This is a genomic window from Streptomyces sp. NPDC056231, from assembly GCF_048270745.1.
Lineage (GTDB): Bacteria > Actinomycetota > Actinomycetes > Streptomycetales > Streptomycetaceae > Streptomyces.
On sequence record NZ_JBLVKW010000069.1, the window covers coordinates 15,183 to 41,215 of the forward strand.

The 26,033-nt window shown below is 68.9% G+C and carries 27 protein-coding genes and 1 tRNA gene; 18 read left to right on the top strand and 10 right to left on the bottom strand.

Annotated features, from left to right (window positions below; translation table 11 throughout):
• Nucleotides 1-10: 10 nt before the first annotated feature.
• Nucleotides 11-484 carry an Lrp/AsnC family transcriptional regulator gene (locus tag ACNPQM_RS34435; RefSeq protein WP_266985129.1) on the bottom strand — a complete coding sequence of 158 codons (474 nt, stop codon included), beginning with the start codon at nt 482-484 and terminating at the stop codon, nt 11-13.
• 120 nt (nt 485-604) lie between these two features.
• On the opposite strand from ACNPQM_RS34435, the gene hppD reads away from it, so the two are divergent.
• Nucleotides 605-1,750 carry a 4-hydroxyphenylpyruvate dioxygenase gene (gene hppD / locus ACNPQM_RS34440; protein ID WP_358857686.1) on the top strand — a complete coding sequence of 382 codons (1,146 nt, stop codon included), beginning with the start codon at nt 605-607 and terminating at the stop codon, nt 1,748-1,750.
• 52 nt (nt 1,751-1,802) lie between these two features.
• Here hppD and ACNPQM_RS34445 read toward each other — a convergent pair whose 3' ends face one another.
• Entirely contained in the window at nt 1,803-3,491 is a 1,689-nt protein-coding gene (locus tag ACNPQM_RS34445) for a tetratricopeptide repeat protein (protein WP_418087072.1), read from the bottom strand.
• 97 nt (nt 3,492-3,588) lie between these two features.
• Here ACNPQM_RS34445 and ACNPQM_RS34450 point away from each other — a divergent pair, with 97 nt between their 5' ends.
• The gene (locus ACNPQM_RS34450; RefSeq protein ID WP_358857688.1) at nt 3,589-4,956 is read left to right on the top strand and encodes an FAD-binding oxidoreductase; all 1,368 of its coding nucleotides are present in this window, start codon (nt 3,589-3,591) and stop codon (nt 4,954-4,956) included.
• A gap of 20 nt (nt 4,957-4,976) precedes the next feature.
• Here ACNPQM_RS34450 and ACNPQM_RS34455 read toward each other — a convergent pair whose 3' ends face one another.
• Nucleotides 4,977-5,468 carry an SsgA family sporulation/cell division regulator gene (locus ACNPQM_RS34455; protein WP_418087061.1) on the bottom strand — a complete coding sequence of 164 codons (492 nt, stop codon included), beginning with the start codon at nt 5,466-5,468 and terminating at the stop codon, nt 4,977-4,979.
• A 211-nt stretch (nt 5,469-5,679) separates the two neighbouring features.
• On the opposite strand from ACNPQM_RS34455, the gene ACNPQM_RS34460 reads away from it, so the two are divergent.
• Both ACNPQM_RS34460 and ACNPQM_RS34465 read left to right on the top strand, forming a co-directional pair.
• Nucleotides 5,680-7,242 (top strand): RDD family protein, encoded by a 1,563-nt coding sequence (locus tag ACNPQM_RS34460; RefSeq protein ID WP_418087062.1) that lies wholly within the window; start codon nt 5,680-5,682, stop codon nt 7,240-7,242.
• A gap of 137 nt (nt 7,243-7,379) precedes the next feature.
• On the top strand, nt 7,380-8,054 hold the full coding sequence (locus ACNPQM_RS34465) for an RDD family protein (protein ID WP_418087063.1): 675 nt from the start codon (nt 7,380-7,382) through the stop codon (nt 8,052-8,054).
• A 57-nt stretch (nt 8,055-8,111) separates the two neighbouring features.
• On the opposite strand, the gene ACNPQM_RS34470 is transcribed toward ACNPQM_RS34465, so the two are convergent.
• Nucleotides 8,112-8,453, bottom strand: a complete 342-nt coding sequence (locus ACNPQM_RS34470; RefSeq protein ID WP_418087064.1) for a hypothetical protein — start codon at nt 8,451-8,453, stop codon at nt 8,112-8,114.
• 371 nt (nt 8,454-8,824) lie between these two features.
• Between ACNPQM_RS34470 and ACNPQM_RS34475 the strand changes: the two genes are divergently transcribed.
• A complete protein-coding gene (locus ACNPQM_RS34475) occupies nt 8,825-11,224 on the top strand; it encodes an immune inhibitor A domain-containing protein (protein WP_418087065.1) in 2,400 nt (799 codons plus the stop codon).
• A gap of 124 nt (nt 11,225-11,348) precedes the next feature.
• On the top strand, nt 11,349-11,681 hold the full coding sequence (locus ACNPQM_RS34480; RefSeq protein WP_358857694.1) for a hypothetical protein: 333 nt from the start codon (nt 11,349-11,351) through the stop codon (nt 11,679-11,681).
• 73 nt (nt 11,682-11,754) lie between these two features.
• On the opposite strand, the gene ACNPQM_RS34485 is transcribed toward ACNPQM_RS34480, so the two are convergent.
• Complete coding sequence (locus tag ACNPQM_RS34485; protein ID WP_358857695.1) at nt 11,755-12,339, bottom strand: isochorismatase family protein; 585 nt, start codon at nt 12,337-12,339, stop codon at nt 11,755-11,757.
• 220 nt (nt 12,340-12,559) lie between these two features.
• On the bottom strand, nt 12,560-13,888 hold the full coding sequence (locus ACNPQM_RS34490; RefSeq protein WP_358857696.1) for a nicotinate phosphoribosyltransferase: 1,329 nt from the start codon (nt 13,886-13,888) through the stop codon (nt 12,560-12,562).
• An 86-nt stretch (nt 13,889-13,974) separates the two neighbouring features.
• Between ACNPQM_RS34490 and clpS the strand changes: the two genes are divergently transcribed.
• The 7 genes from clpS (at nt 13,975) to ACNPQM_RS34525 (ending at nt 18,960) form a co-directional block, all read left to right on the top strand.
• Nucleotides 13,975-14,280: an ATP-dependent Clp protease adapter ClpS gene (clpS, locus tag ACNPQM_RS34495; RefSeq protein WP_358857697.1), complete on the top strand. Its 306-nt coding sequence runs from the start codon at nt 13,975-13,977 to the stop codon at nt 14,278-14,280.
• Nucleotides 14,281-14,322: 42 nt separating this feature from the next.
• The gene (locus tag ACNPQM_RS34500) at nt 14,323-14,904 is read left to right on the top strand and encodes a DUF2017 domain-containing protein (protein ID WP_358857698.1); all 582 of its coding nucleotides are present in this window, start codon (nt 14,323-14,325) and stop codon (nt 14,902-14,904) included.
• A gap of 509 nt (nt 14,905-15,413) precedes the next feature.
• Nucleotides 15,414-16,856 (top strand): amino acid permease, encoded by a 1,443-nt coding sequence (locus ACNPQM_RS34505; protein ID WP_418087066.1) that lies wholly within the window; start codon nt 15,414-15,416, stop codon nt 16,854-16,856.
• A 78-nt stretch (nt 16,857-16,934) separates the two neighbouring features.
• Nucleotides 16,935-17,366: a M67 family metallopeptidase gene (locus tag ACNPQM_RS34510; RefSeq protein WP_358857700.1), complete on the top strand. Its 432-nt coding sequence runs from the start codon at nt 16,935-16,937 to the stop codon at nt 17,364-17,366.
• Nucleotides 17,367-17,510: 144 nt separating this feature from the next.
• Nucleotides 17,511-17,636 carry a putative leader peptide gene (locus ACNPQM_RS34515; RefSeq protein WP_358857701.1) on the top strand — a complete coding sequence of 42 codons (126 nt, stop codon included), beginning with the start codon at nt 17,511-17,513 and terminating at the stop codon, nt 17,634-17,636.
• 95 nt (nt 17,637-17,731) lie between these two features.
• Nucleotides 17,732-18,010, top strand: coding sequence for a MoaD/ThiS family protein (locus ACNPQM_RS34520; RefSeq protein ID WP_418087067.1), 279 nt, complete (start codon nt 17,732-17,734; stop codon nt 18,008-18,010).
• Entirely contained in the window at nt 18,010-18,960 is a 951-nt protein-coding gene (locus ACNPQM_RS34525) for a PLP-dependent cysteine synthase family protein (RefSeq protein WP_358857703.1), read from the top strand. The genes ACNPQM_RS34520 and ACNPQM_RS34525 overlap by 1 nt, the downstream gene beginning before the upstream one ends.
• Nucleotides 18,961-19,071: 111 nt before the next feature.
• On the opposite strand, the gene ACNPQM_RS34530 is transcribed toward ACNPQM_RS34525, so the two are convergent.
• Nucleotides 19,072-19,551, bottom strand: coding sequence for a type II toxin-antitoxin system PemK/MazF family toxin (locus tag ACNPQM_RS34530; RefSeq protein ID WP_418087068.1), 480 nt, complete (start codon nt 19,549-19,551; stop codon nt 19,072-19,074).
• 210 nt (nt 19,552-19,761) lie between these two features.
• Here ACNPQM_RS34530 and ACNPQM_RS34535 point away from each other — a divergent pair, with 210 nt between their 5' ends.
• Nucleotides 19,762-20,514, top strand: coding sequence for an MBL fold metallo-hydrolase (locus ACNPQM_RS34535; RefSeq protein WP_358857705.1), 753 nt, complete (start codon nt 19,762-19,764; stop codon nt 20,512-20,514).
• A gap of 64 nt (nt 20,515-20,578) precedes the next feature.
• Here ACNPQM_RS34535 and ACNPQM_RS34540 read toward each other — a convergent pair whose 3' ends face one another.
• Entirely contained in the window at nt 20,579-21,889 is a 1,311-nt protein-coding gene (locus ACNPQM_RS34540) for a PTS transporter subunit EIIC (RefSeq protein ID WP_418087069.1), read from the bottom strand.
• 221 nt (nt 21,890-22,110) lie between these two features.
• Here ACNPQM_RS34540 and ACNPQM_RS34545 point away from each other — a divergent pair, with 221 nt between their 5' ends.
• The 4 genes from ACNPQM_RS34545 (at nt 22,111) to rdgB (ending at nt 24,371) form a co-directional block, all read left to right on the top strand.
• Nucleotides 22,111-22,344: a glucose PTS transporter subunit EIIB gene (locus tag ACNPQM_RS34545; protein ID WP_142217368.1), complete on the top strand. Its 234-nt coding sequence runs from the start codon at nt 22,111-22,113 to the stop codon at nt 22,342-22,344.
• Between the two features lie 157 nt (nt 22,345-22,501).
• Nucleotides 22,502-23,239, top strand: coding sequence for a ribonuclease PH (gene rph / locus ACNPQM_RS34550; RefSeq protein ID WP_358857707.1), 738 nt, complete (start codon nt 22,502-22,504; stop codon nt 23,237-23,239).
• A gap of 102 nt (nt 23,240-23,341) precedes the next feature.
• Nucleotides 23,342-23,734 (top strand): hypothetical protein, encoded by a 393-nt coding sequence (locus ACNPQM_RS34555; RefSeq protein WP_418087070.1) that lies wholly within the window; start codon nt 23,342-23,344, stop codon nt 23,732-23,734.
• Between the two features lie 34 nt (nt 23,735-23,768).
• Nucleotides 23,769-24,371, top strand: coding sequence for an RdgB/HAM1 family non-canonical purine NTP pyrophosphatase (gene rdgB, locus ACNPQM_RS34560; protein WP_358857709.1), 603 nt, complete (start codon nt 23,769-23,771; stop codon nt 24,369-24,371).
• A gap of 52 nt (nt 24,372-24,423) precedes the next feature.
• Here the strand turns inward: rdgB and ACNPQM_RS34565 are convergent.
• Both ACNPQM_RS34565 and ACNPQM_RS34570 read right to left on the bottom strand, forming a co-directional pair.
• A tRNA-Leu gene (locus ACNPQM_RS34565) sits at nt 24,424-24,498 on the bottom strand.
• A 13-nt stretch (nt 24,499-24,511) separates the two neighbouring features.
• The gene (locus ACNPQM_RS34570) at nt 24,512-25,288 is read right to left on the bottom strand and encodes an HNH endonuclease (protein WP_418087073.1); all 777 of its coding nucleotides are present in this window, start codon (nt 25,286-25,288) and stop codon (nt 24,512-24,514) included.
• Between the last annotated feature and the right edge of the window lie 745 nt (nt 25,289-26,033).

A 26,033-nucleotide genomic window follows, 5' to 3' on the forward strand; every position in this document is an offset into this window, starting at 1 on the left:
ACTCCTCGGCTCAGTCGCTGTCCTCCGCGGCCTGCTCGACGAGCGGGATGATGCGCAGAGGCACCGGGTTCTCCATGACGATCGCGGTGGAGGCCCGGACAATGCCATCAAAGCCGACGACCCGGTCGATCACCCGCTGAAGGTCGGCGTTGGACCGGGCGACGAGCCGGCACAGCATGTCGCCGTGCCCGGTGGTGGTGTGCAGCTCCAGAACTTCCGGAACGCCGTCCAAATGGGCCCGCACATCGGCGCCTTGGCCCTGTTTGATCTCCAGGGTGGCGAAGGCGGTGACGGGGTAGCCGAGGGCCGCCGGATCGACATCGGGGCCGAATCCGCGGATGACTCCATTCGACTGAAGCCGGTCGAGGCGCGCCTGCGCGGTGCCGCGGGCCACCCCGAGCCGACGCGACGCTTCCAGCACCCCGATCCGGGGCTCGCGCGCAAGCAGCACGATGAGCCGCCCGTCCAGATGATCGATCGCCATAGGGGTCCCCCATAGTCACCATGTACAGATAGTCCGCCCATCTCAGCAGACCTGTGTACAGACTGCTCAGCAAAAACGCGAACTATTGCGCACCTTGCGATGCGGGGAGAGCCTTCCCTTATGACTGAGACGCTGTACAACACTCCTGACACCGCCCGGCAGGCAGACCCCTTCCCGGTCAAGGGAATGGACGCGGTCGTCTTCGCCGTGGGCAATGCCAAGCAGGCCGCGCACTACTACTCGACCGCCTTCGGCATGAAGCTCGTCGCCTACTCCGGACCGGAGAACGGCAGCCGCGAGACCGCCAGTTACGTGCTGACCAATGGTTCGGCACGCTTCGTCCTCACTTCCGTCATCAAGGCATCCACCGACCACGGCCGCTTCCTGGCCGACCATGTCGCGGAGCACGGCGACGGCGTGATCGACCTGGCCATCGAGGTCCCCGACGCGCGGGCGGCATATGCGTACGCCGTCGAGCACGGCGCCCTGGGTCTCACCGAGCCGCACGAGGTCACGGACGAGCACGGCACGGTGGTGCTCGCCGCGATCGCCACGTACGGCCAGACCCGCCACACCCTCGTCGAGCGCTCCGGCTACGACGGCCCGTACCTCCCCGGCTTCGTGGCCGCTGCCCCGATCGTCGAACCGCCCGCCAAGCGCACCTTCCAGGCCATCGACCACTGCGTCGGCAATGTGGAACTGGGCCGGATGAACGAGTGGGTCGGCTTCTACAACAAGGTCATGGGCTTCACCAACATGAAGGAGTTCGTGGGCGACGACATCGCCACCGAGTACTCCGCCCTCATGTCGAAGGTCGTCGCCGACGGCACCCTGAAGGTGAAGTTCCCGATCAACGAACCGGCGATCGCGAAGAAGAAGTCGCAGATCGACGAGTACCTGGAGTTCTACGGCGGCGCGGGCGTCCAGCACATCGCCCTCGCCACCAATGACATCGTCGCGTCGGTCCGCGCGATGCGTGCGGCCGGCGTCCAGTTCCTGGACACCCCCGACTCGTACTACGACACCCTCGGCGAATGGGCGGGCGAGACCCGCGTACCGGTCGAGACGCTGCGCGAGCTGAAGATCCTGGTCGACCGCGACGAGGACGGATACCTGCTGCAGATCTTCACCAAGCCGGTCCAGGACCGTCCGACGGTCTTCTTCGAGATGATCGAACGCCACGGCTCGATGGGCTTCGGAAAGGGCAACTTCAAGGCCCTGTTCGAGGCGATCGAGCGCGAGCAGGAGAAGCGCGGCAACCTCTGAGCCCAGGTCCTGTCCAGGCGTTCCGGGCCCACGCTGATCGACAGGACAGGACCTACGTGACGGCGGGGTCTCCGACGGTTCCGGAGGCCCCGTCTCCCGTGCTCCCCGCCACGTCCGTCTCCGCCACCGCCACGGGCGGGGCCTCGGACGGTTCCGGGGACTGCTGAGCGGGTTCCGGGGGAGGCATCGGTTCGGGTGCCGGGGTCACCTCCGGCGGGTGGCCCGCCGGGGCGCCGCCCAGCTGGTCCAGGGCCTTCTGGGCCGACGGGGCGTCCAGAGGGCTGAAGTGGGGGTTCGTGCGCAGCGCCTCCTCCAGGTGGCGGCGGGCCGGGCCGAGGTTCCCCAGCCTCTGTTCGATCACGCCCAGGTGGTACGCGTAGCGGGCCGTCCCACCACCCGTGTCCGCAGCCTGTTGCGCGTATGCCAGCGCACTCTGCGAGTCGCCCGATCTGTACAGCGCCCAGCCCAGTGCGTCCGCCACTGCCGCGCTGTGGTGCTGCCGGTCCCACTCCGCCCGCAGCAGCTCCACCGCCCGCGACGCATCACCGTGGTCGGCCTCGAAGCGGCCGAGGAGGAGGGACTCGTCGACCCCGTGGCCGCTTTCCTGGGTCAGGGTGCTGCGGAGCTTCGTGTACTGGCCCCGGGATTCGTCGTCCAGCCCCAGTGACTCGTACAACTCACCGAGTTCCAGCATGTATGCGGGGCTCGGGCGCCGGGACAGCGCCGCCCGGTAGTCGCGCTGCGCCTCCTGCGTACGGCCCAGGGCCGCCAGCGCCCGCGCCCGGCCCGCGAGCGACGGAGGGTGGGCGCGGTCCGTCCGCAGGGCCGCGCTGTACTGCGCCACCGCCTCCTCGGACTCGCCCCGCTCCCAGGCCAGTTCGCCCAGCCGGAACAGGCAGTCCGTCTTCTCGGCAGGGGTGGCGGCCCGGTTCGCCGCATCCTGCGCGACCGCCCGGGCGTCCTCGCGCCGGCCCGCGTTCCGGTACATCTGCGCCGTCCGTGAGAGCGCCGGTACGCCCGAGCGGAGCGCCCTGAACTTCTCCACCGCCCGGCCCGCAGCCGCGTACTGGCCGAGCCCGTCGTACGCGTCGATCAGGACCGGGTACGCCGTCCAGTCCTTCGGCCGCCGGGCCCGTACCGTCTCGCCCCACTTCTTCGCCGTGACGAAGTCGTGCCGCGCGTTGGCGAGCGCCGCCAGCCCCACCCAGGCCGCCGTGTTCCCCCGGTCACCCGGTTGTACGTCCAGCGAGCGCCTCAGCGCCTGCTCCGCCCGCCCGTAGTACGCCACGTCCGCGGAACGCCGCCCCCACTCCACGTACGCCGATCCGAGCACCGCCCACGACCGCGCGTCGGACGGATGCGTGCCCACCCAGCTCTGCCGGTCCCCGATCAGCGCCGTCAGATCGGCGAGGGAGGCGGGGGCGCCCGCGTTCGTCGCCGTCAGGGCGCGCATGACCGGTCCCGGCACGGGCGGCGGCGCGGCTTCCTTCTCCTCGTCCGGTACGGACACGACCGCACCCGTGACCAGCACGGCAGCCGCCACCGCACCGACCGCGGCCCGGCGCAGCGTCGTGTGCAACGAGACCGGTGGTAGTTCGGCCGGCGCCGCGGGGGCCGGGGCGGGCGGCGGTTCGGAGCCGGGGCGCGGCGACGTCTGCGGCGGGCAGTCGTACGGATCGGACGAAGGGGGCGCGTGATCCGACTGGGGGGACTCCGGAGGCTGCTGCGGCATGACATCCATGCTGATCACTCTGCGTCAGTGTGAAGATCACACCGTGCTGTGCGCAGGTTGCCGCAGACGGGTTCACACCATTGGCCCCGGGTGCCACGCTTAAATCATGGACGATCTTCTCGAACGACTGCGCGCGGGCCTTCCTGCCGAGGCCCTGATCGCCGATCCGGACGTCACGGCCTCGTACGCCCACGACATGGCGAGCTTCTGCGACGCGGGCGCCCCGGCCGTGGTGGTGCTGCCGCGCACGGTCGAGCAGGTCCAGCACGTCATGCGCACCGCGACCGCGCTGCGTGTGCCGGTCGTCCCGCAGGGTGCCCGTACCGGCCTGTCGGGCGCGGCCAACGCCTCCGACGGCTGCATCGTGCTGTCCCTGGTGAAGATGGACCGGATCCTGGAGATCGACCCGGTCGACCGGATCGCCGTCGTCGAACCGGGCGTCATCAACGCCGTGCTGTCCCGCGCGGTCAACGAACACGGCCTGTACTACCCGCCGGACCCGTCAAGCTGGGAAATGTGCACCATCGGCGGCAACATCGGCACCGCGTCCGGCGGGCTGTGCTGCGTGAAGTACGGCGTCACCGCCGAGTACGTACTCGGCCTCGAGGTCGTCCTTGCCGACGGACGCCTCCTGACGACCGGCCGCCGGACAGCGAAGGGCGTCGCCGGATACGACCTCACACGGCTCTTCGTCGGCTCCGAGGGCAGCCTCGGCATCGTCGTCCGCGCCGTGCTCGCCCTGAAACCGCAGCCGCCGCAGCAGCTCGTCCTTGCCGCCGAATTCCCGTCCGCGACAGCCGCCTGCGACGCCGTTTGCCGGATCATGGAGCGCGGACATACTCCGTCACTCCTCGAACTGATGGACCGTACTACGGTCCAAGCCGTCAACACGATGGCCCACATGGGCCTCCCCGACTCCACCGAGGCGCTGCTCCTCGCCGCCTTCGACACCCCGGACCCCACCGCGGACCTCGCCGCCGTCGCCGCACTCTGCACCACTGCCGGTGCCACCGAAGTGGTCCCCGCGGCCGACGCAGCCGAGTCCGAACTCCTCCTCCAGGCCAGACGGATGTCGCTGACCGCCCTGGAGGCCGTCAAGTCGGCCACGATGATCGACGACGTGTGCGTACCGCGCTCCAGGCTCGGCGCCATGATCGAGGGGACGGCGGCCATCGCACAGAAGTACGACCTCACCATCGGCGTCTGCGCCCACGCGGGCGACGGCAACACCCACCCCGTCGTCTGCTTCGACCACACCGACGCCGACGAGTCGCGCCGGGCCCGCGAATCCTTCGACGAGATCATGGCGCTGGGCCTCGAACTCGGCGGCACCATCACCGGCGAACACGGCGTCGGCATCCTGAAAAAGGAATGGCTGGCCCGCGAACTCGGCGAGGTGAGCGTCGAGATGCACCGGGGCATCAAGGCGGCATTCGACCCGCTGGGGCTGCTCAACCCCGGCAAGGTCTTCTGACGCCGCCGCCGGACCGCCCATCAGACCTCGCCGTCCGTCGACTCGTCCGACGGCCACGGGTCGCTCAGCCACGGGTCGCACAGCCACAGGTCGTCGGCCGGCAACGGCGCGAGCAGCTCGGCGAGAGCCGCGTCGATGCCGAGCCGCTCGGTCTCGGTGCCGGGCGGCACCAGCCGCAGCGTCCGCTCCACCCACGTGGCCACGGCCGCGGACGACACCTCCAGCAGCGCATCGCCGTCGGGCGAGCGCAGCGCCACGCAGAGGACGTTGCGCCGCTCGGTCTCGGCCGGCCAGATCCGCACGTCCCCGTGCCCGCAGGGCCGGAACACGCCCTCGACCAGCAGATCGCGGGCGAACGTCCAGTGCACCGGGAAGTCGGAGCCGATGTGAAAGGTGACGTGCACGGCGTACGGATCCTCCGTGCGGTACATCAGCCGGGCCGCGACGGGGATGCTCCGCTCCGGCGACAGGACCAGCCTGAGTTCCAGCTCGCGTTCCACGACGGTCTGCATGAGTGCGTCCTTTCGGTGCCTGTGGACCGGTCCCCTGACCGGCCCGCACGTGGAGAGAGCGCCTTCCCCGCCGCCTATGACGCGACTTCCGGAAAGAACTTCACCCTGACCGGAAGGTGCACCAAACGACGGGACCGGCCCGGGGGTACGCGGCTGTCTGATAGATGTGGTCCGTTGACTTGAGGCTTCGAAGAGATACGGGACCACGGTGATGAGCGCCCCAACCCCGGCACCCGGTGACGACAGGCCCCGCGAGGGGTATTACCCCGACCCGTCCATTCCCGGATATGTCCGGTACTGGAACGGCACTTCATGGGTTCCCGGTACGAGCCGTCCTGCGCCCCAGCAGGGCGAACCGGCGGCCGTGACGCCCTCCGAGGGGGCAACGCCCGAACCGCAGCCGCAGCCTTCGGCACCGATGCCCGCCCAGGCGTCCGGCCCGACCTACGCGCCGGTGGACGAAACCGGTCCGGTCTTCCTCGACGAGGAGCCGAACGACAGCAACCGACCCGAACCGTCGTCCGTCTGGCAGGCCGACGCCTCCCGGCAGACCGGCTTCGGCGGGGAACGCGACCGGCGGGTGTCCTGGGGCGGCACAGGCGGTACGGGGCAGCCGGGCGGGGCCGGAGCGGCGGGCCAGGTCCCTGCGGACCGGGCACCGGGAAACGAGGCGCCCGCCGACCGGGCCCCCGTGGACCCGCGCCTGCCTGCGCCGCAGGACCCCACGGGCGGTGCGCTGCCGGGCATGCGGGGCGGCAACCGCCAGGTCCCCGAGCGAACGGTCGCGATCCGGGCCGACCGCCCGGCCGAGCCCGGAGGCGGCAGCGGTGAGGCGGGGCGTCCGCCCGCCGACGGTACGGTCGTGATCCGCCCCGCGGGACAGGGGGGCCGGTCGCCCCGTCCCCGCAACGCGGAACAGGAACCGGCCGACGGGACGATGGCGATCCGCGCGGTTCCCCCCGGCACCAGCGCCCCGCAGCCCTCCGAAGCAGCACCTGCTCCGGCCCTCGCACCCGCTCAGGCCGCCGCGCCTGTGCCCGCACCCGCACCCGCCCCGGCCGATCCGCTCACCCCGGGTCCCGGCGGCGCCGCCTCCTGGCCGCAGCAGGCCTCCCAGCCGGCCGCGCATCCGCAGCCCTCGCAACAGCAGCAACTCGGGCCCAGGCAGTCCCAGCAGGCCGTGCCGTCCCAGCAGCGTGTCAGTGCGCAGGCGGCTCAGCCGGACGGCCCTGTCGTGCCCTGGAAGCCCCCGGTCAACGACCACTTCCAGCAGCTCGCACAGGCGCAGGCGGCCGCCCGCCCCGCCGGGCTCGGCAAGCGATTCGCCGCCCGGCTCGTCGACACGGTCGTGCTGGGCGCGCTCGTCGGCGCGATCGGCTTCCCGCTCGTCTCGCAAGCGATGGACCACATCGGCGACAAGATCGACGCGGCGAAGCTGTCCGGCCGGACGGTCACCGTCTGGCTGGTGGACTCCACCACGGCCGGGCTGTTCGGCGGGGTGCTCGGTGCGTTCCTGGTGTTCGGCGTGCTGCTGGAGGTCCTGCCGACCGTGAAGTGGGGTCGTACGCTCGGCAAGAAGCTCTGCGGTCTGGAGGTTCGGGACATCGAGTCCCACGGGACCCCCTCCTTCGGTGCCGCGCTCCGCCGCTGGCTGGTTTACGGCGTGCTCGGTCTGCTGGTCGTCGGTGTGGTCAATGTCCTGTGGTGCCTGTTCGACCGCCCGTGGCGGCAGTGCTGGCACGACAAGGCAGCACACACCTTCGTGGCGGGCTGAGGACGAGCACGGCGACGCCGCGCGGGCGACCCGCGCGGCTGACGGCTCATCGGGTGAGCGGCGGCTGCTTTGTGCCCCGTTCCCCCGAACGCACCTGAGCCGTTGCGGGCACCCATGGGCCGGGGTGCACTGCCCCCATGAGCAATGATCAGCCGACGTCCGGCCAGCCTCCCGAGGACGACCCGTTCCTCAAGAAGCCGCAGGAGCCGCAGCCGCCGTCGTCGGGTTCGCCCTACGACAGCGCTCCGCCGCCGCCTCCTCCGCCGCCGTATGAGCCCGGGCCCTACGGCGGTGGCCCGTACGGCGGCCCGGACCCGCTGGCGGGCATGCCGCCGCTCGGCGAGCCCGGCAAGCGGATCCTGGCCCGGCTGATCGACTTCCTGATCATCTCGATCCCGCTGTATCTGATCTCGCTGCCGTTCGGCGGTCCGGTCGAGGTGTCGTCGAACAACGCCAACAGCAACTACGACAACTTCAGTAACGCCTTCAACCAGACCTACAGCGCCCGTCAGCTGCTCTGGTCGCTGATCGGGCTCGTGGCCTACGTGGCGTACGACACGTACTTCACGCACAAGGACGGCCGCACCATCGGCAAGCGGCTGCTGAACCTGCGGGTCGCGATGCTCAATGACGGCCGGGTGCCGGACACCAGTAGCGCGTTCCTGCGGGCCGTGGTGCTGTGGCTGCCGGCGCTGCTGTGCTGCCCGTGCCTGTGGTGGCTGATCAACATCGTGCTGATGTTCACGGACAAGCCGTACCGGCAGGGGCTGCAGGACAAGGCGGCCAAGACGGTGGTGGTCTCGACCGCATAGCCGACGTCCGCAGACGGTCCGCCCGAGCGGCACGCGGCCGGTCGGTCTGAGCTCCTCTTAGTGGCGCAGGGAGTGCTCGCCCACCCGCTCGGCGGCGCGGGCGGCCGGGATCCTGGCCGGCTGGAGGTCGTCGACCTCGATGGCCTCGGCCGCGCCGACGGTGCCGTGGTTCGTACGAACCGCGGTCGCCGTCTTTGCCGTCTTTGCCGCATTCCTTGTCTTCATCCACAGCGGCTGGGGTACGGTGACGGCCACCAGCAGACCGAGCGCCAGCGCCGCCGTGCCGATGACGGCGATGCCGATGCCCGAACTCGTGCGGGACAGCAGGAGCATGGCGAGCGTCGAGAAGACGACGGTGACCGATCCGTAGGAGAGCTGTGCAGCAGTGGGACGCGGCATGGCGGTATCCGTCCTCGGGACATCGGAAGGGGCAGTCTCTCAACGCGGTCGCACTGTCAACCGACTCTACGACGGTGGATGCCCTGGCGGAACCTGTAGTAAGCGTGACCTAACCCACGGTGCCGATGCATAGGGGGCGCACTGGGTCATCAAGCGCGCCAAAGGGGGGCATTGGCGCGCCGGTCGTCCGTTCGGTGAACGTCCGTATAACGGAACTGCACTCCCGCATAATGCACTTGGCCTGTTCAAGTCAAGGTCTGTCTTTTCTCGTTTAACTCCGGTCGAATGGCGTCTCTTGTGACGCGTATCCGCGCGCGGCCTCCTCATCACTCCCAGGCCGCAGCCGCGGGCGCCGGGGAGGACTGCATCAAGTGACCACTAAGAGACGGACGCTCCGCACCGCAGCGATTGTCGTGGCCATGGCCGCCACCGCTGCCACGGCGTCGACCTTCGCCACCGCACAGGCGAATGACAAGGCGTCAGACGTCAGCGCGTCCAGCATCGATCGCCGTGACCCGGCGTCGGCCGAGGGCAACGCACACAACCTGAAGGGCCCCTTCAGCGAGCAGCAGGACGCACAGCGTCAGGCGGCCCTGGAGCAGGTCGTGTCCGGCGACAAGAAGGTGTCGACGCGCAACGGCTCCAAGGTCGTCAAGCTCGACGACAAGAAGTACGTCGAGCTCGGCCGCAAGAAGACGGACAAGATCTTCACGATCCTGGTGGAGTTCGGCGACAAGGTCGACGACACGACCATGTTCGACCCGGACGGCGACGGCCCCAAGCCGCCCGTCAAGAAGTACGGCGGCACGCCCGGACCGCTGCACAACAAGATAGCCAAGCCGGACCCGGCGAAGGACAACAGCACCGCCTGGCAGGCCGACTACAACCAGGCCCACTTCCAGGACCTCTACTTCGGTGAGGGCGCCGGCAAGGACTCGCTGAAGACGTACTACGAGAAGACGTCCTCCGGGCGCTACTCGGTCGACGGCCAGGTCTCCGACTGGGTCAAGGTCCCGTACAACGAGGCCCGTTACGGTTCCAACTACTGCGGTTCGTCCAACTGTGCCAACGCCTGGGACATGGTCAGGGACGGCGTGAACGCCTGGGCTGCCGACCAGAAGGCCAAGGGCCGCACGCCGGAGCAGATCAAGGCGGACCTGGCGCAGTACGACCAGTGGGACCGCTACGACTACGACAACGACGGCGACTTCAACGAGCCCGACGGCTACATCGACCACTTCCAGGTCGTGCACGCGGGTGAGGACGAGTCCGCGGGCGGCGGCGTCGAGGGCGCGAACGCCATCTGGGCACACCGCTGGTACGCGTACGGCACCAACGCCGGTGCGACCGGCCCGGCCGACAACAAGGCCGGCGGCACCGAGATCGGTGACACCGGCATGTGGGTCGGCGACTACACCGCGCAGCCCGAGAACGGCGGCCTGGGTGTCTTCGCCCACGAGTACGGCCACGACCTCGGTCTGCCGGACCTCTACGACACCACCAACCGCGCCGAGAACTCGGTCGGCTTCTGGTCCCTGATGTCGGCCGGCTCCTGGCTCGGCACCGGCAAGAACGCCATCGGTGACATGCCCGGCGACATGACCGCCTGGGACAAGCTGCAGCTGGGCTGGCTCGACTACGCCTCGGCCAAGGCCGCGACGAACTCGGTCCACAAGCTGGGTGTCTCGGAGTACAACACCAAGGACAAGCAGGCGCTCGTCGTCTCGCTGCCGGCCAAGCCCGTCACCACCGCTGTCACGACGCCCGCCGAGGGCGCCAAGCAGTGGTGGAGCGACATGGGTGACAACCTCAACAACACCCTGTCCCGCTCGGTCGACCTGACCGGCAAGTCCAAGGCGTCCCTGGACCTTTCGGGCTGGTGGGACATCGAGAAGGACTACGACTACCTCTACACCGAGGTCTCGGAGAACGGCGGCGCCAGCTGGACCGCGATCGACGGCACCGCTGACGGCAAGGCGATCCCGCGTGACGCCAGTGACAAGCCGGCGCTGACCGATGTCTCCGGCACGTACCAGAAGCTGTCGTACTCGCTGGACGCCTACGCGGGCAAGAAGATCGACATCCGCTTCCGTTACGCCACCGACGGCGGCGCGGGCGGCGTGGGCTTCGCGGCCGACACCATCGCGGTCAACGCCGACGGTGCGGTGCTCTTCTCGGACAACGCCGAGGGCGACGACAACGGCTGGACCGCCAAGGGCTTCTCCCGGGTCGGTGCGTCGTTCACCAAGGACTACCCGCAGTACTACATCGCGGAGAACCGCCAGTACGTCTCGTACGACAAGACCCTGAAGGTCGGCCCGTACAACTTCGGCTTCGCCAACACCCGTCCGGACTGGGTCGAGCACTACCCGTACCAGAACGGTCTGATGATCTGGCTCTGGGACCAGTCCCAGAAGGACAACAACGTCTCCACCCACCCGGGCCAGGGTCTGATCCTGCCGATCGACGCGCACGCCAAGCCGCTGAAGTGGGCCGACGGCACCGTCATCCGCAACAAGATCCAGCCCTTCGACGCCCCGTTCAGCTGGCGGCCGACCGACGCCTTCACGCTGCACAAGGCCGACGTGGCGACCAAGATCAAGTCCCAGCCGGGCGTCCCGGTCTTCGACGACCACAAGGGCACCTACTGGTACGCCGAGAACAAGACCGGAAGCGTGAAGGTCGCTGACACCAACACCCGGATCACGATCGTCAGCGAGCCGCTCAGCGGCTCGACGATCACGGTCAAGGTTGGCGCCTCGCACAAGTAGTTCCGCATCACCGCAGGTCAAAGCATGATCGGCCGTCGCCCTCTAGCGGGCGGCGGCCGATCGTGTTTAGGTGCCTCTTATTCGGATTCTTATTGACACGATGTCTCACGGGGGAGTGCAGAGCATGGCCGGCGGAGGATTCAGCAAGTTGCCGAACGGCAGTGTGGTGGTCGCGATCACCCTGAACGGCCCGGCGGACGGGACGGGCCCGGGAACCCCGGTCCGGGTCCTGGTGCACGCGGCGAACCGGGCCCGCGCACTGACCCGCCTGCGCAATGTGGGCCTCCGGGCGGTCTACCTCCGCGGCAACGCGGAACCGCCCACGCCCGACGAGATCACGGCGGTGCTGCACCACCCGGACGGCCTGCTCTGGCGAGCGAGACCGGCGAACGCCCAGGAACTCTGGCACCCCATCCGGGCACTCCTGCGCCCGCCGGTACCGGTCCACCAGTCCTGAGGGCGCTACAAGCCTGTCCGGCGGCTGAGGACGATGCGGCCGCCGGACGACCCCGGAACCACTCCCCGCCGCCCTACACCACCGGCTTGCCGGAGAGCTCCACTCCGGCCTCCCGGAGCTCCTCCAGCGCCCGCCCCGTGCTCGCGGCGGCGACCCCCGCGGTCAGGTCCAGCAGCACATGCGTCGCGAACCCTTCCCGGACCGCATCCAGCGCCGTCGCCCGCACACAGTGATCCGTGGCGATGCCGACGACGTCGACCTCGGTGACCTTCCGGTCCCGCAGCCACTGCGTGAGCCCCACCCCGTTCTCGTCGACCCCCTCGAAGCCGCTGTACGCCGCCGCGTACGCCCCCTTGTCGAACACCGCATCGATCGCGCCGGAAGCGACCGCCGGGGCGAAATTGGGGTGGAAGCCCACCCCCTCCGTGCCGGCGACACAGTGCGCAGGCCAGGAGTGCTCGAAGTCGGGCTGTGCGGAGAAGTGGCTGCCCGGGTCGACATGGTGATCACGGGTGGCGACCACATGGCGGTATCCGGCCTGGGCCTCACCGATCAGGTCGGTGATGGCGGCGGCGACATCCGCGCCGCCCGTCACCGCGAGGCTGCCGCCCTCGCAGAAGTCGTTCTGAACGTCCACGACGATCAACGCGCGGTGCATGGCGGGTGTCCTTCGATGGGGGAGAGAAGCGGGGGAGAAGAGCGGAGCGGTGACATTCGGGGGCCGTAAATCGAGCCTAGAGACAAAGACCGCCTTGCGGGAGGGGGCGTATCGCTGCTACGGGACAGTCCTCAGGGCGGGCCGGACGCCGATCCTCATGGGGCAGACGCTGCCGGTCACGGCACTGGCTGCGACCGTCACCTTCCCCGCCGAGGCGCGTTCACACGAATTCCGTCGGAATCACCGGCTCCCCCTTGGACAGCTGGATCGCCGACATCGGCAGCCCCCGCCGCGCCGCCATATGCCGCTCCCGCGCCGTGTCCAGCGACTCGCGCGCGATCACCTCACCACCCCGGACCAGCTCGACCAGCAGTTGCCGGTCGGCCAGCCCGTCGGGCACCGGTCCGGTGCCGACCACCTCGGCCTCGGCCACTCCGCTCTCGTCCAGCCGCCGCGCGGCCCACTTGCGACCGCCCATCGAGGACTTCGCCCCCAGCGACTTCTTCGCAACGGGCCGCAGCGGTTCCGCGGGATCGGCGGAGCTGGCCCGGGCGACGAGCTTGTAGACCATGGAGCAGGTCGGCTGCCCGCTGCCGGTGACCAGCTGCGTGCCCACGCCGTACGCGTCGACCGGGGCCACGGCCAGCGACGCGATCGCGTATTCGTCCAGGTCCGACGTCACCACGATCTTCGTCTCGGTGGCGCCCAGCTCGTCCAGCTGCTGCCGCACCCGGTGCGCGAGGAGCAGCAGGTCCCCGGAGTCGATCCGGACGGCTCCCAGCCCGGTCCCGGCGAACTCGACCGCCGAACGGACCGCCTCGGCGACGTCGTACGTGTCGACCAGCAGCGTCGTCTTCCGGCCCAGCGAGTCGACCTGCGCCCGGAACGCGTCGCGCTCGCTGTCGTGCAGCAGCGTGAACGCGTGCGCGCTCGTCCCGACCGTCGGGATGTGGTAGCGGAACCCGGCCGCCAGATCGGACGTCGCGTCGAAGCCGCCGACGTACGCGGCCCGGGCCGACGCCACCGCGGACAGTTCATGGGTGCGTCGTGCACCCATCTCGATCAGCTTGCGCCCGCCCGCCGCCGCCGACATCCGGGACGCCGCCGCGGCGACCGCCGAGTCGTGATTGAGGATCGACAGGATGACCGTCTCCAGCAGCACGCATTCGGCGAAGGAGCCCTCGACCCGCAGGATCGGCGAGCCCGGGAAGTACACCTCGCCCTCCGGGTAGCCCCAGATGTCACCGCTGAAGCGGTAGTCCGCCAGCCAGGCGAGCGTCGGCCCGTCGACGATGTTCCGGTCGCGCAGGAAGGTGAGTATCTCGTCGTCGAAGTGGAAGTTCTCCACTGCGTCCAGGACGCGTCCGATGCCCGCGACGACGCCGTAGCGCCGCCCCTCGGGCAGTCGGCGGGTGAACGCCTCGAAGACCGAGTGCCGGTCGGCGGTGCCCGCCTTCAGTGCCGCCTGCACCATCGTGAGCTCGTACTGGTCGGTGAAGAGCGCTGTCGACGGCACACCGACCCGTCGCCCAAGGTCCGCAGAGTTCATGGCTCGGATGCTACCTCTATGTCGTCAGAGTGACGAGATCTAAGCCGTTTGTGCGATGCTCCCTCCCGGGTGGCAGCATGGGGTAGGTGAGTGTCGCCCCTGTAGAGATCGAGCGCCCCGAAGCGGCCGAGGAGAACCTTGTCGTCCCCGAGCCCGACGTGCCCTGGGTGACGCTGGTCCACAACGACCCGGTCAACCTCATGAGCTATGTGACCTATGTCTTCCAGGCCTACTTCGGCTACTCCAAGGACAAGGCCCACAAGCTGATGCTCGACGTCCACCAGAAGGGCCGCGCCGTCGTCTCCAGCGGCAGCCGCGAGGAGATGGAGCGTGACGTCCAGGCCATGCACGGTTACGGGCTCTGGGCCACCCTGACTCAGGACCGCAACTAGCCTCCACCTCTGCCCCGCCCGACCCACCATCGGAGATAACCCATGGCCGGCCACTTCGAGGCCACCCCCGGCGGCGGCGCGGCCGTCGCGCTCGACGAGGTGGAGATCGCGATCCTGCGCTCCCTCGCCGTCCAGTTGCTGGAACTGATCGGACCCGGCGACGAACCGGCCGACGGTGAGGACCCGCTCGCCGCCCTGTTCGCCGAAGGGCCCAGCGAGCCGCCGACCGACCCGGCTCTGGCCCGCCTCTTCCCGGAGGCGTACGGCGACGAGGACAGCGAACTGCGCGCCGCGTCCGCCGAGTTCCGCCGCTTCACCGAGAACGACCTGCGCACCCGCAAGCGCAACGACGCGCTCACCGTCGTGCGCACCCTCGACGCGCTCCCGTCCGGCGCGGAAGGTGCCGTCCTCACACTCAGCGCCGACGAATGCCGCAACTGGCTCGGCGCCCTCAACGACCTCCGCCTCACCATCGGCGCCCGCCTGGAGGTCTCCGACGAGGACGAGGGTGGTGAGGGCTCGCTCTACCGGCTGCCCGACAGCGACCCGCGCAAGCCGATGGTCATGGCATACCTCTGGCTGGGCGCGCTCCAGGAGACGCTTGTCGAGACCCTGATGCCGTAGGAGGCGTCCGGCGGATCAAGGCCGGGTCCGCCCACACGCTCGGCTTCGCCCGAACGGGGGAGGCCCCACTCCCGGCGTTGCCGGAACGCCCGTACAGCTCTGCTGTGCGCATGCTCCGGTGCCCCCGGAATCGCCCCGCGGTGATGCACCGTGCCGGGCGCCGCGACTCACCCGCCTTCCCTTGATCGGGTTTTACCTCCCCTTGGGGCCGAGCCGAGGTGTTCGCTCAACGGACACTCAAATCAACATAACGATCCCGTCACCTGAATGGCCTTTTTTGTGGTGGCTGGGAACTCTTGTCCGCTTTTTCCTGTGGTGTCCACCACACAATGTCCGGTGGACCACTGGTGGCTCCGTGATAAATCTTCACGACCACCCGGGGACGCCATCCCTGTTTCCGGGGGCGCTATCACCGGCGGACCGCCGGTCGCACTCCATCCATATCCGGGGGGATCAGGACCTGATCCGCAGCCGTCAGGCGCGGATCAGCGTGGAGAAAGGCGCAACACATGACATCGGCGCAGGTCGACAAGGGACAAGGCGGCCCGCAGCAGGCCGCGGAAGCCGCAGATGCCACCACCTCGGGCGAGGGCTACCAGCGCGCCCTGGGCGCCCGCCAGATCCAGATGATCGCGATCGGCGGGGCCATCGGAACCGGCCTCTTCCTCGGCGCCGGCAAAGCCATCGCCAAGGCGGGACCCAGCCTCATCCTGGCCTATGCCATCGCAGGCCTGGTGATCTTCTTCATCATGCGGGCCCTGGGTGAACTCCTCATGTACCGCCCGGTCTCGGGCTCATTCTCGGAATACGCACGCGAATTCGTCGGCCCCTTCGCAGGCTTTGTCACCGGCTGGACCTACTGGCTGTTCTGGGTCGTCACCGGAATCACCGAAGTCACCGCGGCAGCCCAGTACATGACATTCTGGTTCGACATTCCCCAATGGGTGTCCGCCCTGCTCTTCACGATCATCCTGTACGGCGTGAACCTGATCTCCGTGAAGCTCTTCGGGGAACTCGAATTCTGGTTCTCGATGGTCAAGGTCACTGCCATCGTCGGCATGATCCTCATCTGCGCCGGAATTCTCACCCTCGGCTTCTCCGACGCCGGCGACAGCGCGTCCGTCACCCACCTGTGGGCCGACGGCGGCTTCTTCCCGCACGGCATCAAGGGCACCTTGATGACCCTGCAGATCGTGATGTTCGCCTTCCTCGCCGTCGAACTCGTCGGCGTCACCGCAGGTGAGTCCAAGGACCCGAAGACCGTCCTGCCCAAGGCCATCAACACCGTGCCGTGGCGCATCGCCGTCTTCTACGTCGGCGCCCTCATCATGATCCTCGCCGTCGTCCCGTGGACGGAATTCCAGCCCGGCATCTCGCCGTTCGTCGCCGCCTTCCAGAAGATGGGTCTGGGCATCGGCGCAGGCATCGTCAACTTCGTCGTGCTGACCGCGGCCCTCTCCTCCTGCAACTCCGGCATGTACTCCACCGGCCGCATGCTGCGCGACCTCGCGCTCAACGGACAGGGCCCGACGTTCTTCACCCGGCTGACCAGGAGCGGCACCCCGCTCGTCGGCACCACCTTCTCCGCCGCCCTCATGCTCGTCGGCGTCTGGATCAACTACCAGTGGCCCGGGGACGCCTTCACCTACGTCGTCTCCTTCGCCACCATCTCCGGCATGTGGGCCTGGATCATGATCCTCGTCTGCCAGATCCGCTACCGCCGCCAGGCCGACCGCGGAGTGCTCCCGCAGTCCGCCTTCCGGGCCCCCGGCGCCCCGTACACCAGCGTCTTCGCCCTCGCCTTCATCGGCATGGTGATCGTGATGATGGGCATCGACAAGGACGCCAGGATCTCGCTGTACTGTGCCCCGCTCTGGGCCCTGATCCTCGGCGTCTCGTACCTGGTCCTCAAGGCCCGTAACCCCCAGAGCACGGCCTTCGCCAAGCGCTGACCCGACCCGGCCGTCCGGCATACGGACCCCCGCGTACCACTCCTCGGTGCGCGGGGGCCCTCTGCTTATCCTGGCGCCATGCTGACCATCACCCAGGAGCTGTACGACCAGATCGTCGCGCACTCCCGCGCGGACCACCCCGACGAGGCGTGCGGCGTGGTCGCGGGCCCGGCCGGAACCGGCCGGGCCGAACGCTTCATCCCCATGCTCAACGCCGCCCGCTCGCCCACGTTCTACGAGTTCGACTCCGCGGACCTGCTGAAGCTCTACCGCGAGATGGACGACCGCGACGAGGAGCCGGTGATCGTCTACCACTCGCACACGGCGACCGAGGCGTACCCCTCGCGCACCGACATCACGTACGCCAATGAGCCCGGCGCCCACTACGTGCTCGTCTCCACCGCCGACGCCGACGACGCGGGCCCCTTCCAGTTCCGCTCCTACCGCATCGTGGACGGCGTGATCACCGAGGAGGACGTCAAGGTGGTCGAGGCGTACGAACCCGCCTGATTTCCAGCGGGCCGGGGCGAATCCCCGCCCCCGGCCCGCCGCAGCTCCCCGCCCCGCACCCGACAGTCCACCAAGCGAACACTCACCATCCACCAGGTGAGATCACATGCCGGAATCCGGGCCGGGAATCGATACGATGAGCCCATGGTTCTCCATGACGTGAGCGACAAGACGCCGGGCACGCTGCTCGTCGCACGCCTGCACGTCGACCTGTGCAGGCTCTCCAGCGCGATCTGTACGCGCCGCCTGCCCGCCGGCCGCAAGGCCTGAGCCGGGCCGCGGCCCCGAGCACCGTCCGGACACACCACCCCTGCGCGGGGGCAGAGCCGCGCGCCACCACTCCGCTTTCGACAGGAGCCCACGCCATGGCCATCGAGGTCCGCATCCCGACCATCCTCCGCACCTACACCGACGGCGCCAAGGCCGTCGACGCCACCGGAGAGACCCTCGCCGACCTCTTCACGGACCTCGACAGCCGCTACAACGGCATCCGTGAGCGCATCGTCGACGGCGACCAGCTCCGTCGCTTCGTGAACGTCTACCTCAACGACGAGGACGTCCGCTTCCTCGACGGAATCTCCACCAAGCTCAGCGACGGCGACAGCGTCACCATCCTTCCGGCCGTCGCCGGCGGCATGAACTGATGCGGTACGACAGCCCGCTCGCCGCGGTGGGCAACACCCCGCTCGTCCGCCTGCCGCGGCTGTCACCGTCGGACGACGTCCGCATCTGGGCCAAGCTGGAGGACCGCAACCCCACCGGCTCGATCAAGGACCGCCCCGCGCTCCACATGGTCGAACAGGCCGAGAAGGACGGCCGGTTGACCCCCGGCTGCACCATCCTGGAACCCACCAGCGGCAACACCGGCATCTCGCTCGCCATGGCGGCCAAGCTCAAGGGCTACCGCATCGTCTGCGTCATGCCGGAGAACACCTCGCAGGAACGGCGCGACCTGCTCGCCATGTGGGGCGCCGAGATCATCTCCTCCCCGGCGGCCGGCGGCTCCAACACAGCCGTCCGCGTCGCCAAGGAACTGGCCGCCGAGCACCCGGACTGGGTGATGCTCTACCAGTACGGCAACCCGGACAACGCGGGCGCCCACTACGCCACCACCGGTCCCGAAATCTTCGCCGACCTGCCCTCCATCACCCACTTCGTGGCGGGCCTCGGCACCACGGGCACGCTCATGGGCGTGGGCCGATACCTGCGCGAACAGAAGCCCGACATCAAGATCGTCGCCGCCGAGCCGCGCTACGACGACCTCGTCTACGGGCTCCGCAACCTCGACGAGGGCTTCGTCCCCGAGCTCTACGACGCCTCGGTTCTCACCACCCGCTTCTCCGTCGGCTCCGCCGACGCCGTCACCCGCACCCGCGAACTCCTCCAGCAGGAGGGCATCTTCGCGGGCGTCTCCACCGGCGCCGCACTCCACGCGGCGATCGGAGTCGGTACCAAGGCGGTCAAGGCGGGGGAGCCGGCCGACATCGTCTTCGTCGTCGCCGACGGCGGCTGGAAGTACTTGTCGACGGGCGTCTACACGGCCCCCACGACGGAAGCGGCCATCGAAACGCTGCACGGCCAGCTCTGGGCGTAACACCCAGTGCCGTGACCCGCAAAGCTTGCCGGGACCGGGCGCCGTCCCGCCCTCGGCCGCCGGACCCGCTGGAATTCCAGCCGGTCCGGCGGCCGAGGACTTTTCCGGCCGTCAGCCGATCCCGCGCACCCGCTCCCACACTGCCGGGTCCACCGTCCCCACCCGCCGCCGGAACCCCCGCACCGCCACATCCCGCAGCTCGTCCGTCTCCAGGAAACTCGCGCGCCCCTGCGCATCCCCCACCGAACCCGGCGGCAGCGCGATCACCCCGGGCCGCTCCTCGTGATGCTTGCTGGTGATCTTCGCGACGAGCGCCGCACCACCCCGCACCGACAGCACCAGGCAGGGCCGGTCCTTCGCCCCGGGCCCGTCCTCATACGGAACCTCCGCCCACCAGATCTCACCCGGTCGCGGCGCCCGCTCCGGCCCGCCCCGCAGCCCTTCCCGCCTGCCCGGCGGACGCGTCTGTTGCGCGGGACGCCCACCAGGGCGCTGACGCCCCCGCCCGAGCCGCCCCCGCCCGTCGGCAATCGCGGCAATGAGAGCGAGCAGTACGACCACGGCCAGAGCCGGCCACCAGGACATGTCCATGCCCCGACGGTACCGGCGCCCCCGTCGGCCCGCTCCCCGCACCCCGCCCTCCGCACCTGCCCTCCGCACCCGCTTCCATCGAACCGGTGACAGAGCAGGTGAGTTCGCCCACAACGGCAGGCCTCAGAGGAGCGACCAGGTGTTTCGCGCCTTACGCTCAACAAATCGCACGAACCCTCCCCGTTCCCACGTCTCGGAGGTTCACGCTCCATGAAGCTCACCGTCGTCGGCTGCTCCGGCTCGTTCCCGTCCACGGGTTCGGCATGTTCGAGCTACCTCGTAGAGGCCGACGGCTTCAGGCTGCTCCTCGACATGGGCAACGGCGCCCTCGGCGAGCTGCAGCGCCATGTCGGTCTCTATGACCTCGACGCCATCTTCCTCAGCCATCTCCATGTCGATCACTGCATTGACATGTGCGCGTACTTCGTCGTCCGCTACTACCGGCACGACGGCGGACGTCCCGCGTCCATCCCGGTCTACGGCCCCGACGGCACCGAACAGCGACTGACCACCGCCCACGCCGACACCCCGTCCGACCGGTCCATGGGCGAGGTCTTCGACTTCCACACGCTGAAGCCCGGCTCGTTCGACATCGGCCCCTTCTCGGTCCGTACGGAGAAGGTCCGTCACCCCATCGACGCCTTCGGTATCCGCATCGAGCACGGCGGCCGCACCCTCACGTACTCCGGCGACACCGGCGTCTGCGAGGCGCTGGACGAACTCGCGGAGGGCGCCGATCTGTTCCTCTGCGAAGCATCGTTCGTCTACGGCAAGGAAGACATCCCGGACCTCCACCTCAACGGCCGCGAAGCAGGCGAGATCGCCGCACGCGCGAAGGTGGGACGGCTCGTCCTCACTCACATCCCGCCGTGGACGGACGCGGACCGCAACCTGGCCGACGCCCGCACGGTCTACCACGGACCGGCGGAGCTGGCGGTGCCGGGCGCGGTCTACGAGATCTAGGACGTGACGAAGCCCCTCCACCTTCCGCCCGGAAGGCGGAGGGGCTTCGTCCTCGGCCGAAGACCTACTTCACAAGGTCTTTCTCGATCTGTGCCTCCAGTTCGTCGGGCTCGCGCCCGGGGGTCTGAAGGTTGAACCGGGTGATGGCGAACCGGAAGATCACGTAATACACCGCTGCGAAGCAGAAGCCGATCGGAATGATCAACCAGGGCTTCGTGGCCAGGCTCCAGTTGATGACGTAGTCGATCAGACCCGCCGAGAAACTGAAGCCGTCCTTCACCCCGAGCCCCCAGCTCACCGCCATCGAGACGCCGGTGAGCGCCGCGTGGATCGCATACAGAAGGGGGGCGACGAAGAGGAACGAGTACTCGATCGGCTCGGTGATGCCCGTCACGAACGACGTCAGACCGACCGAGAGCATCATGCCGCCGACCGCCTTCCGGCGATGCGGCTTGGCGCAGTGGTAGATCGCCAGCGCCGCAGCCGGAAGCGCGAACATCATGATCGGGAAGAAGCCCGTGGTGAACTGCCCGGCCGTCGGATCGCCCGCCAGGAACCGGTTGATGTCACCGTGCACGACCGTCCCGTCCGGTTTGGTGAAGTCGCCGAACTGGAACCAGACGAACGTGTTCAGGAACTGGTGCAGGCCGACGACCAGCAGTGCGCGGTTGGCAACACCGAAGATGCCGGAGCCCAGCCAGTTCAGGTCCACCAGCCACTTGGAGAAACCGGTCAGACCGTCACCGATCGGCGCCCACAGCCAGGCGCACAGGGCGGCGAAGGCCAGACCGACGAACGCCATGATGATCGGCACGAGGCGGCGGCCGTTGAAGAAGCCCAGCCAGTCGACCAGCTTGACCCGGTGGTACCGCTGCCAGAACCACGCCGACATCAGCCCCATCACGATGCCGCCGAACACCCCGGGGTTCTGGTACTGGGCGACCGTCACCTTCGCGTTGCCGGTGACACAGGTGCCGAACCACGTGCCGCCCGCGGTGAAAGTGGAACCCGGTGGGCAGTCCACCGGGAAGGCGTGCAGCACCGCGTAGTAGACGAGGAAGCCGACCACCGCCGCGAGCGCCGTCGAACCGTCCGACTTCTTCGCCATGCCGATCGCGACCCCGACGCAGAACAACAAGGGCAGTCCGAGACCGGAGTCGAGGAGCGCCCCACCGGCAGCGGCGAAGACCTTCGCGACGTCGTTCCAGCCGAGCCCCTCGTCGCCGAACACGTCCGGCTGGCCGAGCCGGTTGAGAATGCCGGCCGCCGGCAGCACCGCGATCGGAAGCTGGAGGCTCCGCCCCATCTTCTGGAGGCCCTGGAAGAAGCCGTGCCACCACATCTTCCGTGGTGCTGCGGCGCTGCTCGAGCTCATCGGCATCCTCCCGGAACAGGCGGCGTCTGGCGGTCGTCGCGAAGTGGCACAGACCAGTTGCGGTGCGGTTCGTCACCCGCCCGGAGGACAGAGCACCCATGATCGTCATCATTGGTGATGATCAGGTTGATCGCTCGTGAAGTTGGGCCAACCGTGCGTTACTTTGACGAAACGGACCCATGGTGGGTCGGCACCGGACGTGAAGAACCAGGGAGAACCACATGGCCAGCAAGGCTGAGAAGATCGTCGCCGGGCTCGGCGGGATCGACAACATCGAAGAAATCGAAGGGTGCATCACCCGCCTCCGCACCGAGGTCGTCGACCCGAGCAAGGTCGACGAAGCCGCGCTCAAGGCCGCCGGCGCCCACGGCGTCGTCAAGATGGGCACCGCGATCCAGGTCGTCATCGGCACCGACGCCGACCCCATCGCCGCCGACATCGAAGACATGATGTGACGGCCACTCGCGGAGCCGGCCCGGCTCCGCGCCCCCAGGCCCCGATCCCACCAGAACGGGGCCTGCGGCAGACCCCCACCAGCCCCGCTCTGCACCCCCACCCGGCCCCCGGCACACCCCGGCCGGCGCTCATGGCCCAGCCGATAGGCTCGACGCCATGTCTCGTATCGACGGCCGCACCCCCGAAGAGCTCCGCCCCGTCACCATCGAACGCGGATGGAGCAAGCACGCCGAGGGCTCAGTCCTCATCTCCTTCGGCGACACGAAGGTCTTCTGCACCGCCTCCTTCACTGAAGGCGTCCCGCGCTGGCGCAAGGGCAGCGGCGAAGGCTGGGTCACCGCCGAATACTCCATGCTGCCCCGCTCCACCAACACCCGCGGCGACCGCGAAGCCGTACGCGGCAAGATCGGTGGCCGCACCCACGAGATCAGCCGCCTCATCGGCCGGTCCCTGCGCGCCGTGATCGACTACAAGGCACTCGGCGAGAACACCGTCGTCCTCGACTGCGACGTCCTCCAGGCCGACGGCGGCACCCGCACCGCCGCCATCACCGGTGCGTACGTCGCCCTCGCCGACGCCATCACCTGGGCCCAGGGCAAGAAGCTCATCAAGCACGGCCGCAAGCCGCTGACCGGCACCGTCTCCGCCGTCAGCGTCGGCATCGTCGGCGGCACACCACTCCTCGACCTCTGCTACGAGGAGGACGTCCGCGCCGAGACCGACATGAACGTCGTCTGCACCGGCGACGGCCGCTTCGTCGAGGTCCAGGGCACCGCCGAGGCCGAGCCCTTCGACCGCAAGGAACTGAACGCGCTCCTCGACCTCGCCGCCAGCGGCTGCGTCGACCTCCGCGCCATCCAGCAGGCGGCCCTCGCCCGCACGCTCGGCGAGTAAAGAAGCAACCAAGTACGCCCCACAGGGCGTCGTCACGAGTACGGACGCACGGGTCGAACCGTGCGTCCGTCCGCGTATCCGCACCCGGGGAGGAACCGCACCATGGCCAAGGCCGCCCGCCACCGCCGCATCACCGTCGCGCTGACCCTGACCGCTCTCACCCTCACCGCCGCGGCCGGCTGCGGCGCCGTCGACAAGGCCCTCGACTGCGTCCGTACCGCCGACGCCATAGCCACCAGCGTCGACAACCTCCAACAGGCCGTCTCCAACGCATCGAACGACCCCACCCAGGCATCCGAGGCCCTCGACGAGATAGACAAGGAACTCGGTAACCTCGGCGACAAGACGGACAACGCCGACCTTTCCAAGGCCGTCGACGACCTCCAGGCCGGCGTCAAGAACGTCCGTGATGCCATCGACAAGGGCGACGCCACCCCGGACATCACCCCGGTCACCGACGCCGCCAAGGAGATCGGCAACGTCTGCACCTCATAGCGGACGCCACCCGGCACCCCGCGATAATCGGCACATGACCCGCCTGATCCTTGCCACCCGCAACGCCGGGAAAATCACCGAACTCCACGCGATCCTCGCCGACGCGGGGCTCACCCACGAACTCGTCGGTGCGGACGCGTACCCCGAGATCCCCGACGTCAAGGAGACCGGCGTCACCTTCGCCGAGAACGCCCTCCTCAAGGCCCACGCCCTGGCCCAGGCCACCGGCCACCCCGCGATCGCCGACGACTCCGGCCTCTGCGTCGACGTACTCGGCGGCGCCCCCGGCATCTTCTCGGCCCGCTGGGCCGGCACCCATGGCAACGACCGCGCCAACCTGGACCTGCTGCTGGCCCAGCTCTCCGACATCGACGACGCCCACCGCGCCGCCCACTTCGCCTGCGCGGCGGCCCTCGCCCTCCCGGACGGCACGGAACGCGTGGTCGAGGGCCGTCTCCTGGGCACCCTCCGCCACGCCCCGGCCGGCACGAACGGCTTCGGCTACGACCCGATCCTGCAGCCGGAGGGCATGACCCGGACCTGCGCGGAACTGACCCCGGCCGAGAAGAACGCGATCAGCCACCGGGGGAAGGCGTTCCGGGCGCTGGTGCCGGTGGTGCGGGAGCTGGTGGGGTGACATGCAGATGGTCGCCACCTTCGAAACGAAGGTGGCGACCACTTCTTGCCTGTGGGCCCGGTGGGATTCGAACCCACGACACACCGGACCTAAACCGGCGCCCTCTAGCCAGCTGGGGTACGGACCCGCGCGCGCCCACTCTACTGTGTGCGGCTACGTCGGTTCGAGAAGGATTCGGTCTGGCTGTGACAGGACGGACACAGGTATCGCAGGTTCTCGCGGCGGTTATCGATCCGGTCGCCATTGATGTGGTCGATTTCCAGGACAAGGCGCTTGCCTCGCCAGGCATCGCCGATGCCGCACGCAGCACACTCGTGCGGGACGTCCAGATCATCAAGTGCGCGTCGGAGAAGAGCGGTTTTCGTCCGGGGTGCGGCTGGGTTGAGCCGCCTCAGTATCTCCTGTGCAGGCTTGCGGCGAGGGGAGGAGGCTCCGAGGAAGTGGCCTTGTCCCGTGAAGTGTTCGGTCGATATGCCGTGCGCTTCGATGCTCCGCTTCACGAGGGCACGACCGGCGCCGTTGTCGGCACGACCGAGAAGCCTGAGTGTGCCGGCGAGGCTGAATGATGCCTTCACGGCCGCCACCAGCTCGTCTCGGGCAAGGATTTCTGTTCCGTATCGGCGGCCACTCGTGAAATGCGAGGTGTCGATGCCGTACCGATCGAGCTTCTTGCGGATATGGCCGTACGGGCTGTCCTGTGGTGGGAGGCCCATGTACTCCAGCACCTCCCGGATGCTGTGCGAGTGTGCCGCAGCCTCGGCGAGGAGTGCTTTCGAGTACGAGCGACGTTCTCGCTCCGGCAGTAGTTCCTCGCGGAAATGGGATGTGTCTATGCCGTAGTGCCGCAGGCGCCGGTTCAGGTAGGAGCGCGCTCCGCTGCCGAGCGAGGCGCCGAGTCTGCGCATCAGATCCACCATGCTGGATGACTCGGCTGCAGCCGCCGCCAGCCGCTCGCGCGTGTACTGGGGACTGTTCACGCCGCCCTCCGCTTGCGCCCGCGATAAGTGTCCGTCGCCGAGTGGCAGTTGGGGCCTCCAGCTGTAGCGGTTTGTTGTTCCATACGGTGCCGATGCCGCACTCCGCGCAGCGTTGCGGTATTCCGACCCGAATGAGTTCTCGATGGAGCCGCGCGCTGCCGATCCGTCCGTCCCGCGGAGAGCCCAGCACGAGCACGTTGCCGCGGGAGCCCTTGGCTCGGCCTCGGCGCACCGTGAAGTGGGATGTACAGATGCCCAGAGACGCGATCCGCCTGCTGATATGCGTGTGGCTGCCGCCGACAGGGTTGATCCCCAGTCGTTGCAAGACCTCCGTGACCGAGGCGGAAGCTGCGACCGAATCGCGCAGAGATTCATCGGAGTAGCGCACCCGCTTCTTCGCGAAGTGCGAGGTGTCGATGTCGGCCTGCGCCAGCTTCTGGCGTAGGTAGCGCCTGCTGCCCGCCGTCGGCGTGCCCCCGCACCACCGGACCGCATCGTCGAAGTTGGTCGTTTCACGTGCTGCCTCTTCAAGCAGCTCTCGCGTGTATCGAACCGCCATCGATCTCCTCCGTTCCCGACCGCACGTTCGCGGCCTCGTACGGAGTAACGAACCGTTTATCGGAGAGTCACGTCCGATGAACGGCGAGATGTGGAACGGCCCGCGCCGCTTCGGCTGAAGCGGCGC

Coding starts and splice junctions, on each gene's coding strand:
- ACNPQM_RS34445 (WP_418087072.1), bottom strand. CDS start 3,491: ATGGATGTCATGCCGCAGCAGCCTCCGGAGTCCCCCCAGTCGGATCAC.
- ACNPQM_RS34470 (WP_418087064.1), bottom strand. CDS start 8,453: ATGCCGCGTCCCACTGCTGCACAGCTCTCCTACGGATCGGTCACCGTC.
- ACNPQM_RS34505 (WP_418087066.1), top strand. CDS start 15,414: ATGACATCGGCGCAGGTCGACAAGGGACAAGGCGGCCCGCAGCAGGCC.
- ACNPQM_RS34480 (WP_358857694.1), top strand. CDS start 11,349: ATGGCCGGCGGAGGATTCAGCAAGTTGCCGAACGGCAGTGTGGTGGTC.
- hppD (WP_358857686.1), top strand. CDS start 605: ATGACTGAGACGCTGTACAACACTCCTGACACCGCCCGGCAGGCAGAC.
- ACNPQM_RS34485 (WP_358857695.1), bottom strand. CDS start 12,339: ATGCACCGCGCGTTGATCGTCGTGGACGTTCAGAACGACTTCTGCGAG.
- ACNPQM_RS34535 (WP_358857705.1), top strand. CDS start 19,762: ATGAAGCTCACCGTCGTCGGCTGCTCCGGCTCGTTCCCGTCCACGGGT.
- rdgB (WP_358857709.1), top strand. CDS start 23,769: ATGACCCGCCTGATCCTTGCCACCCGCAACGCCGGGAAAATCACCGAA.
- ACNPQM_RS34460 (WP_418087062.1), top strand. CDS start 5,680: ATGAGCGCCCCAACCCCGGCACCCGGTGACGACAGGCCCCGCGAGGGG.
- rph (WP_358857707.1), top strand. CDS start 22,502: ATGTCTCGTATCGACGGCCGCACCCCCGAAGAGCTCCGCCCCGTCACC.
- ACNPQM_RS34520 (WP_418087067.1), top strand. CDS start 17,732: ATGGCCATCGAGGTCCGCATCCCGACCATCCTCCGCACCTACACCGAC.
- ACNPQM_RS34530 (WP_418087068.1), bottom strand. CDS start 19,551: ATGGACATGTCCTGGTGGCCGGCTCTGGCCGTGGTCGTACTGCTCGCT.
- ACNPQM_RS34515 (WP_358857701.1), top strand. CDS start 17,511: ATGGTTCTCCATGACGTGAGCGACAAGACGCCGGGCACGCTGCTCGTC.
- ACNPQM_RS34465 (WP_418087063.1), top strand. CDS start 7,380: ATGAGCAATGATCAGCCGACGTCCGGCCAGCCTCCCGAGGACGACCCG.
- ACNPQM_RS34450 (WP_358857688.1), top strand. CDS start 3,589: ATGGACGATCTTCTCGAACGACTGCGCGCGGGCCTTCCTGCCGAGGCC.
- ACNPQM_RS34570 (WP_418087073.1), bottom strand. CDS start 25,288: ATGGTGGATCTGATGCGCAGACTCGGCGCCTCGCTCGGCAGCGGAGCG.
- ACNPQM_RS34510 (WP_358857700.1), top strand. CDS start 16,935: ATGCTGACCATCACCCAGGAGCTGTACGACCAGATCGTCGCGCACTCC.
- ACNPQM_RS34490 (WP_358857696.1), bottom strand. CDS start 13,888: ATGAACTCTGCGGACCTTGGGCGACGGGTCGGTGTGCCGTCGACAGCG.
- ACNPQM_RS34545 (WP_142217368.1), top strand. CDS start 22,111: ATGGCCAGCAAGGCTGAGAAGATCGTCGCCGGGCTCGGCGGGATCGAC.
- ACNPQM_RS34540 (WP_418087069.1), bottom strand. CDS start 21,889: ATGAGCTCGAGCAGCGCCGCAGCACCACGGAAGATGTGGTGGCACGGC.
- ACNPQM_RS34455 (WP_418087061.1), bottom strand. CDS start 5,468: ATGCAGACCGTCGTGGAACGCGAGCTGGAACTCAGGCTGGTCCTGTCG.
- ACNPQM_RS34555 (WP_418087070.1), top strand. CDS start 23,342: ATGGCCAAGGCCGCCCGCCACCGCCGCATCACCGTCGCGCTGACCCTG.
- ACNPQM_RS34525 (WP_358857703.1), top strand. CDS start 18,010: ATGCGGTACGACAGCCCGCTCGCCGCGGTGGGCAACACCCCGCTCGTC.
- ACNPQM_RS34500 (WP_358857698.1), top strand. CDS start 14,323: ATGGCCGGCCACTTCGAGGCCACCCCCGGCGGCGGCGCGGCCGTCGCG.
- ACNPQM_RS34435 (WP_266985129.1), bottom strand. CDS start 484: ATGGCGATCGATCATCTGGACGGGCGGCTCATCGTGCTGCTTGCGCGC.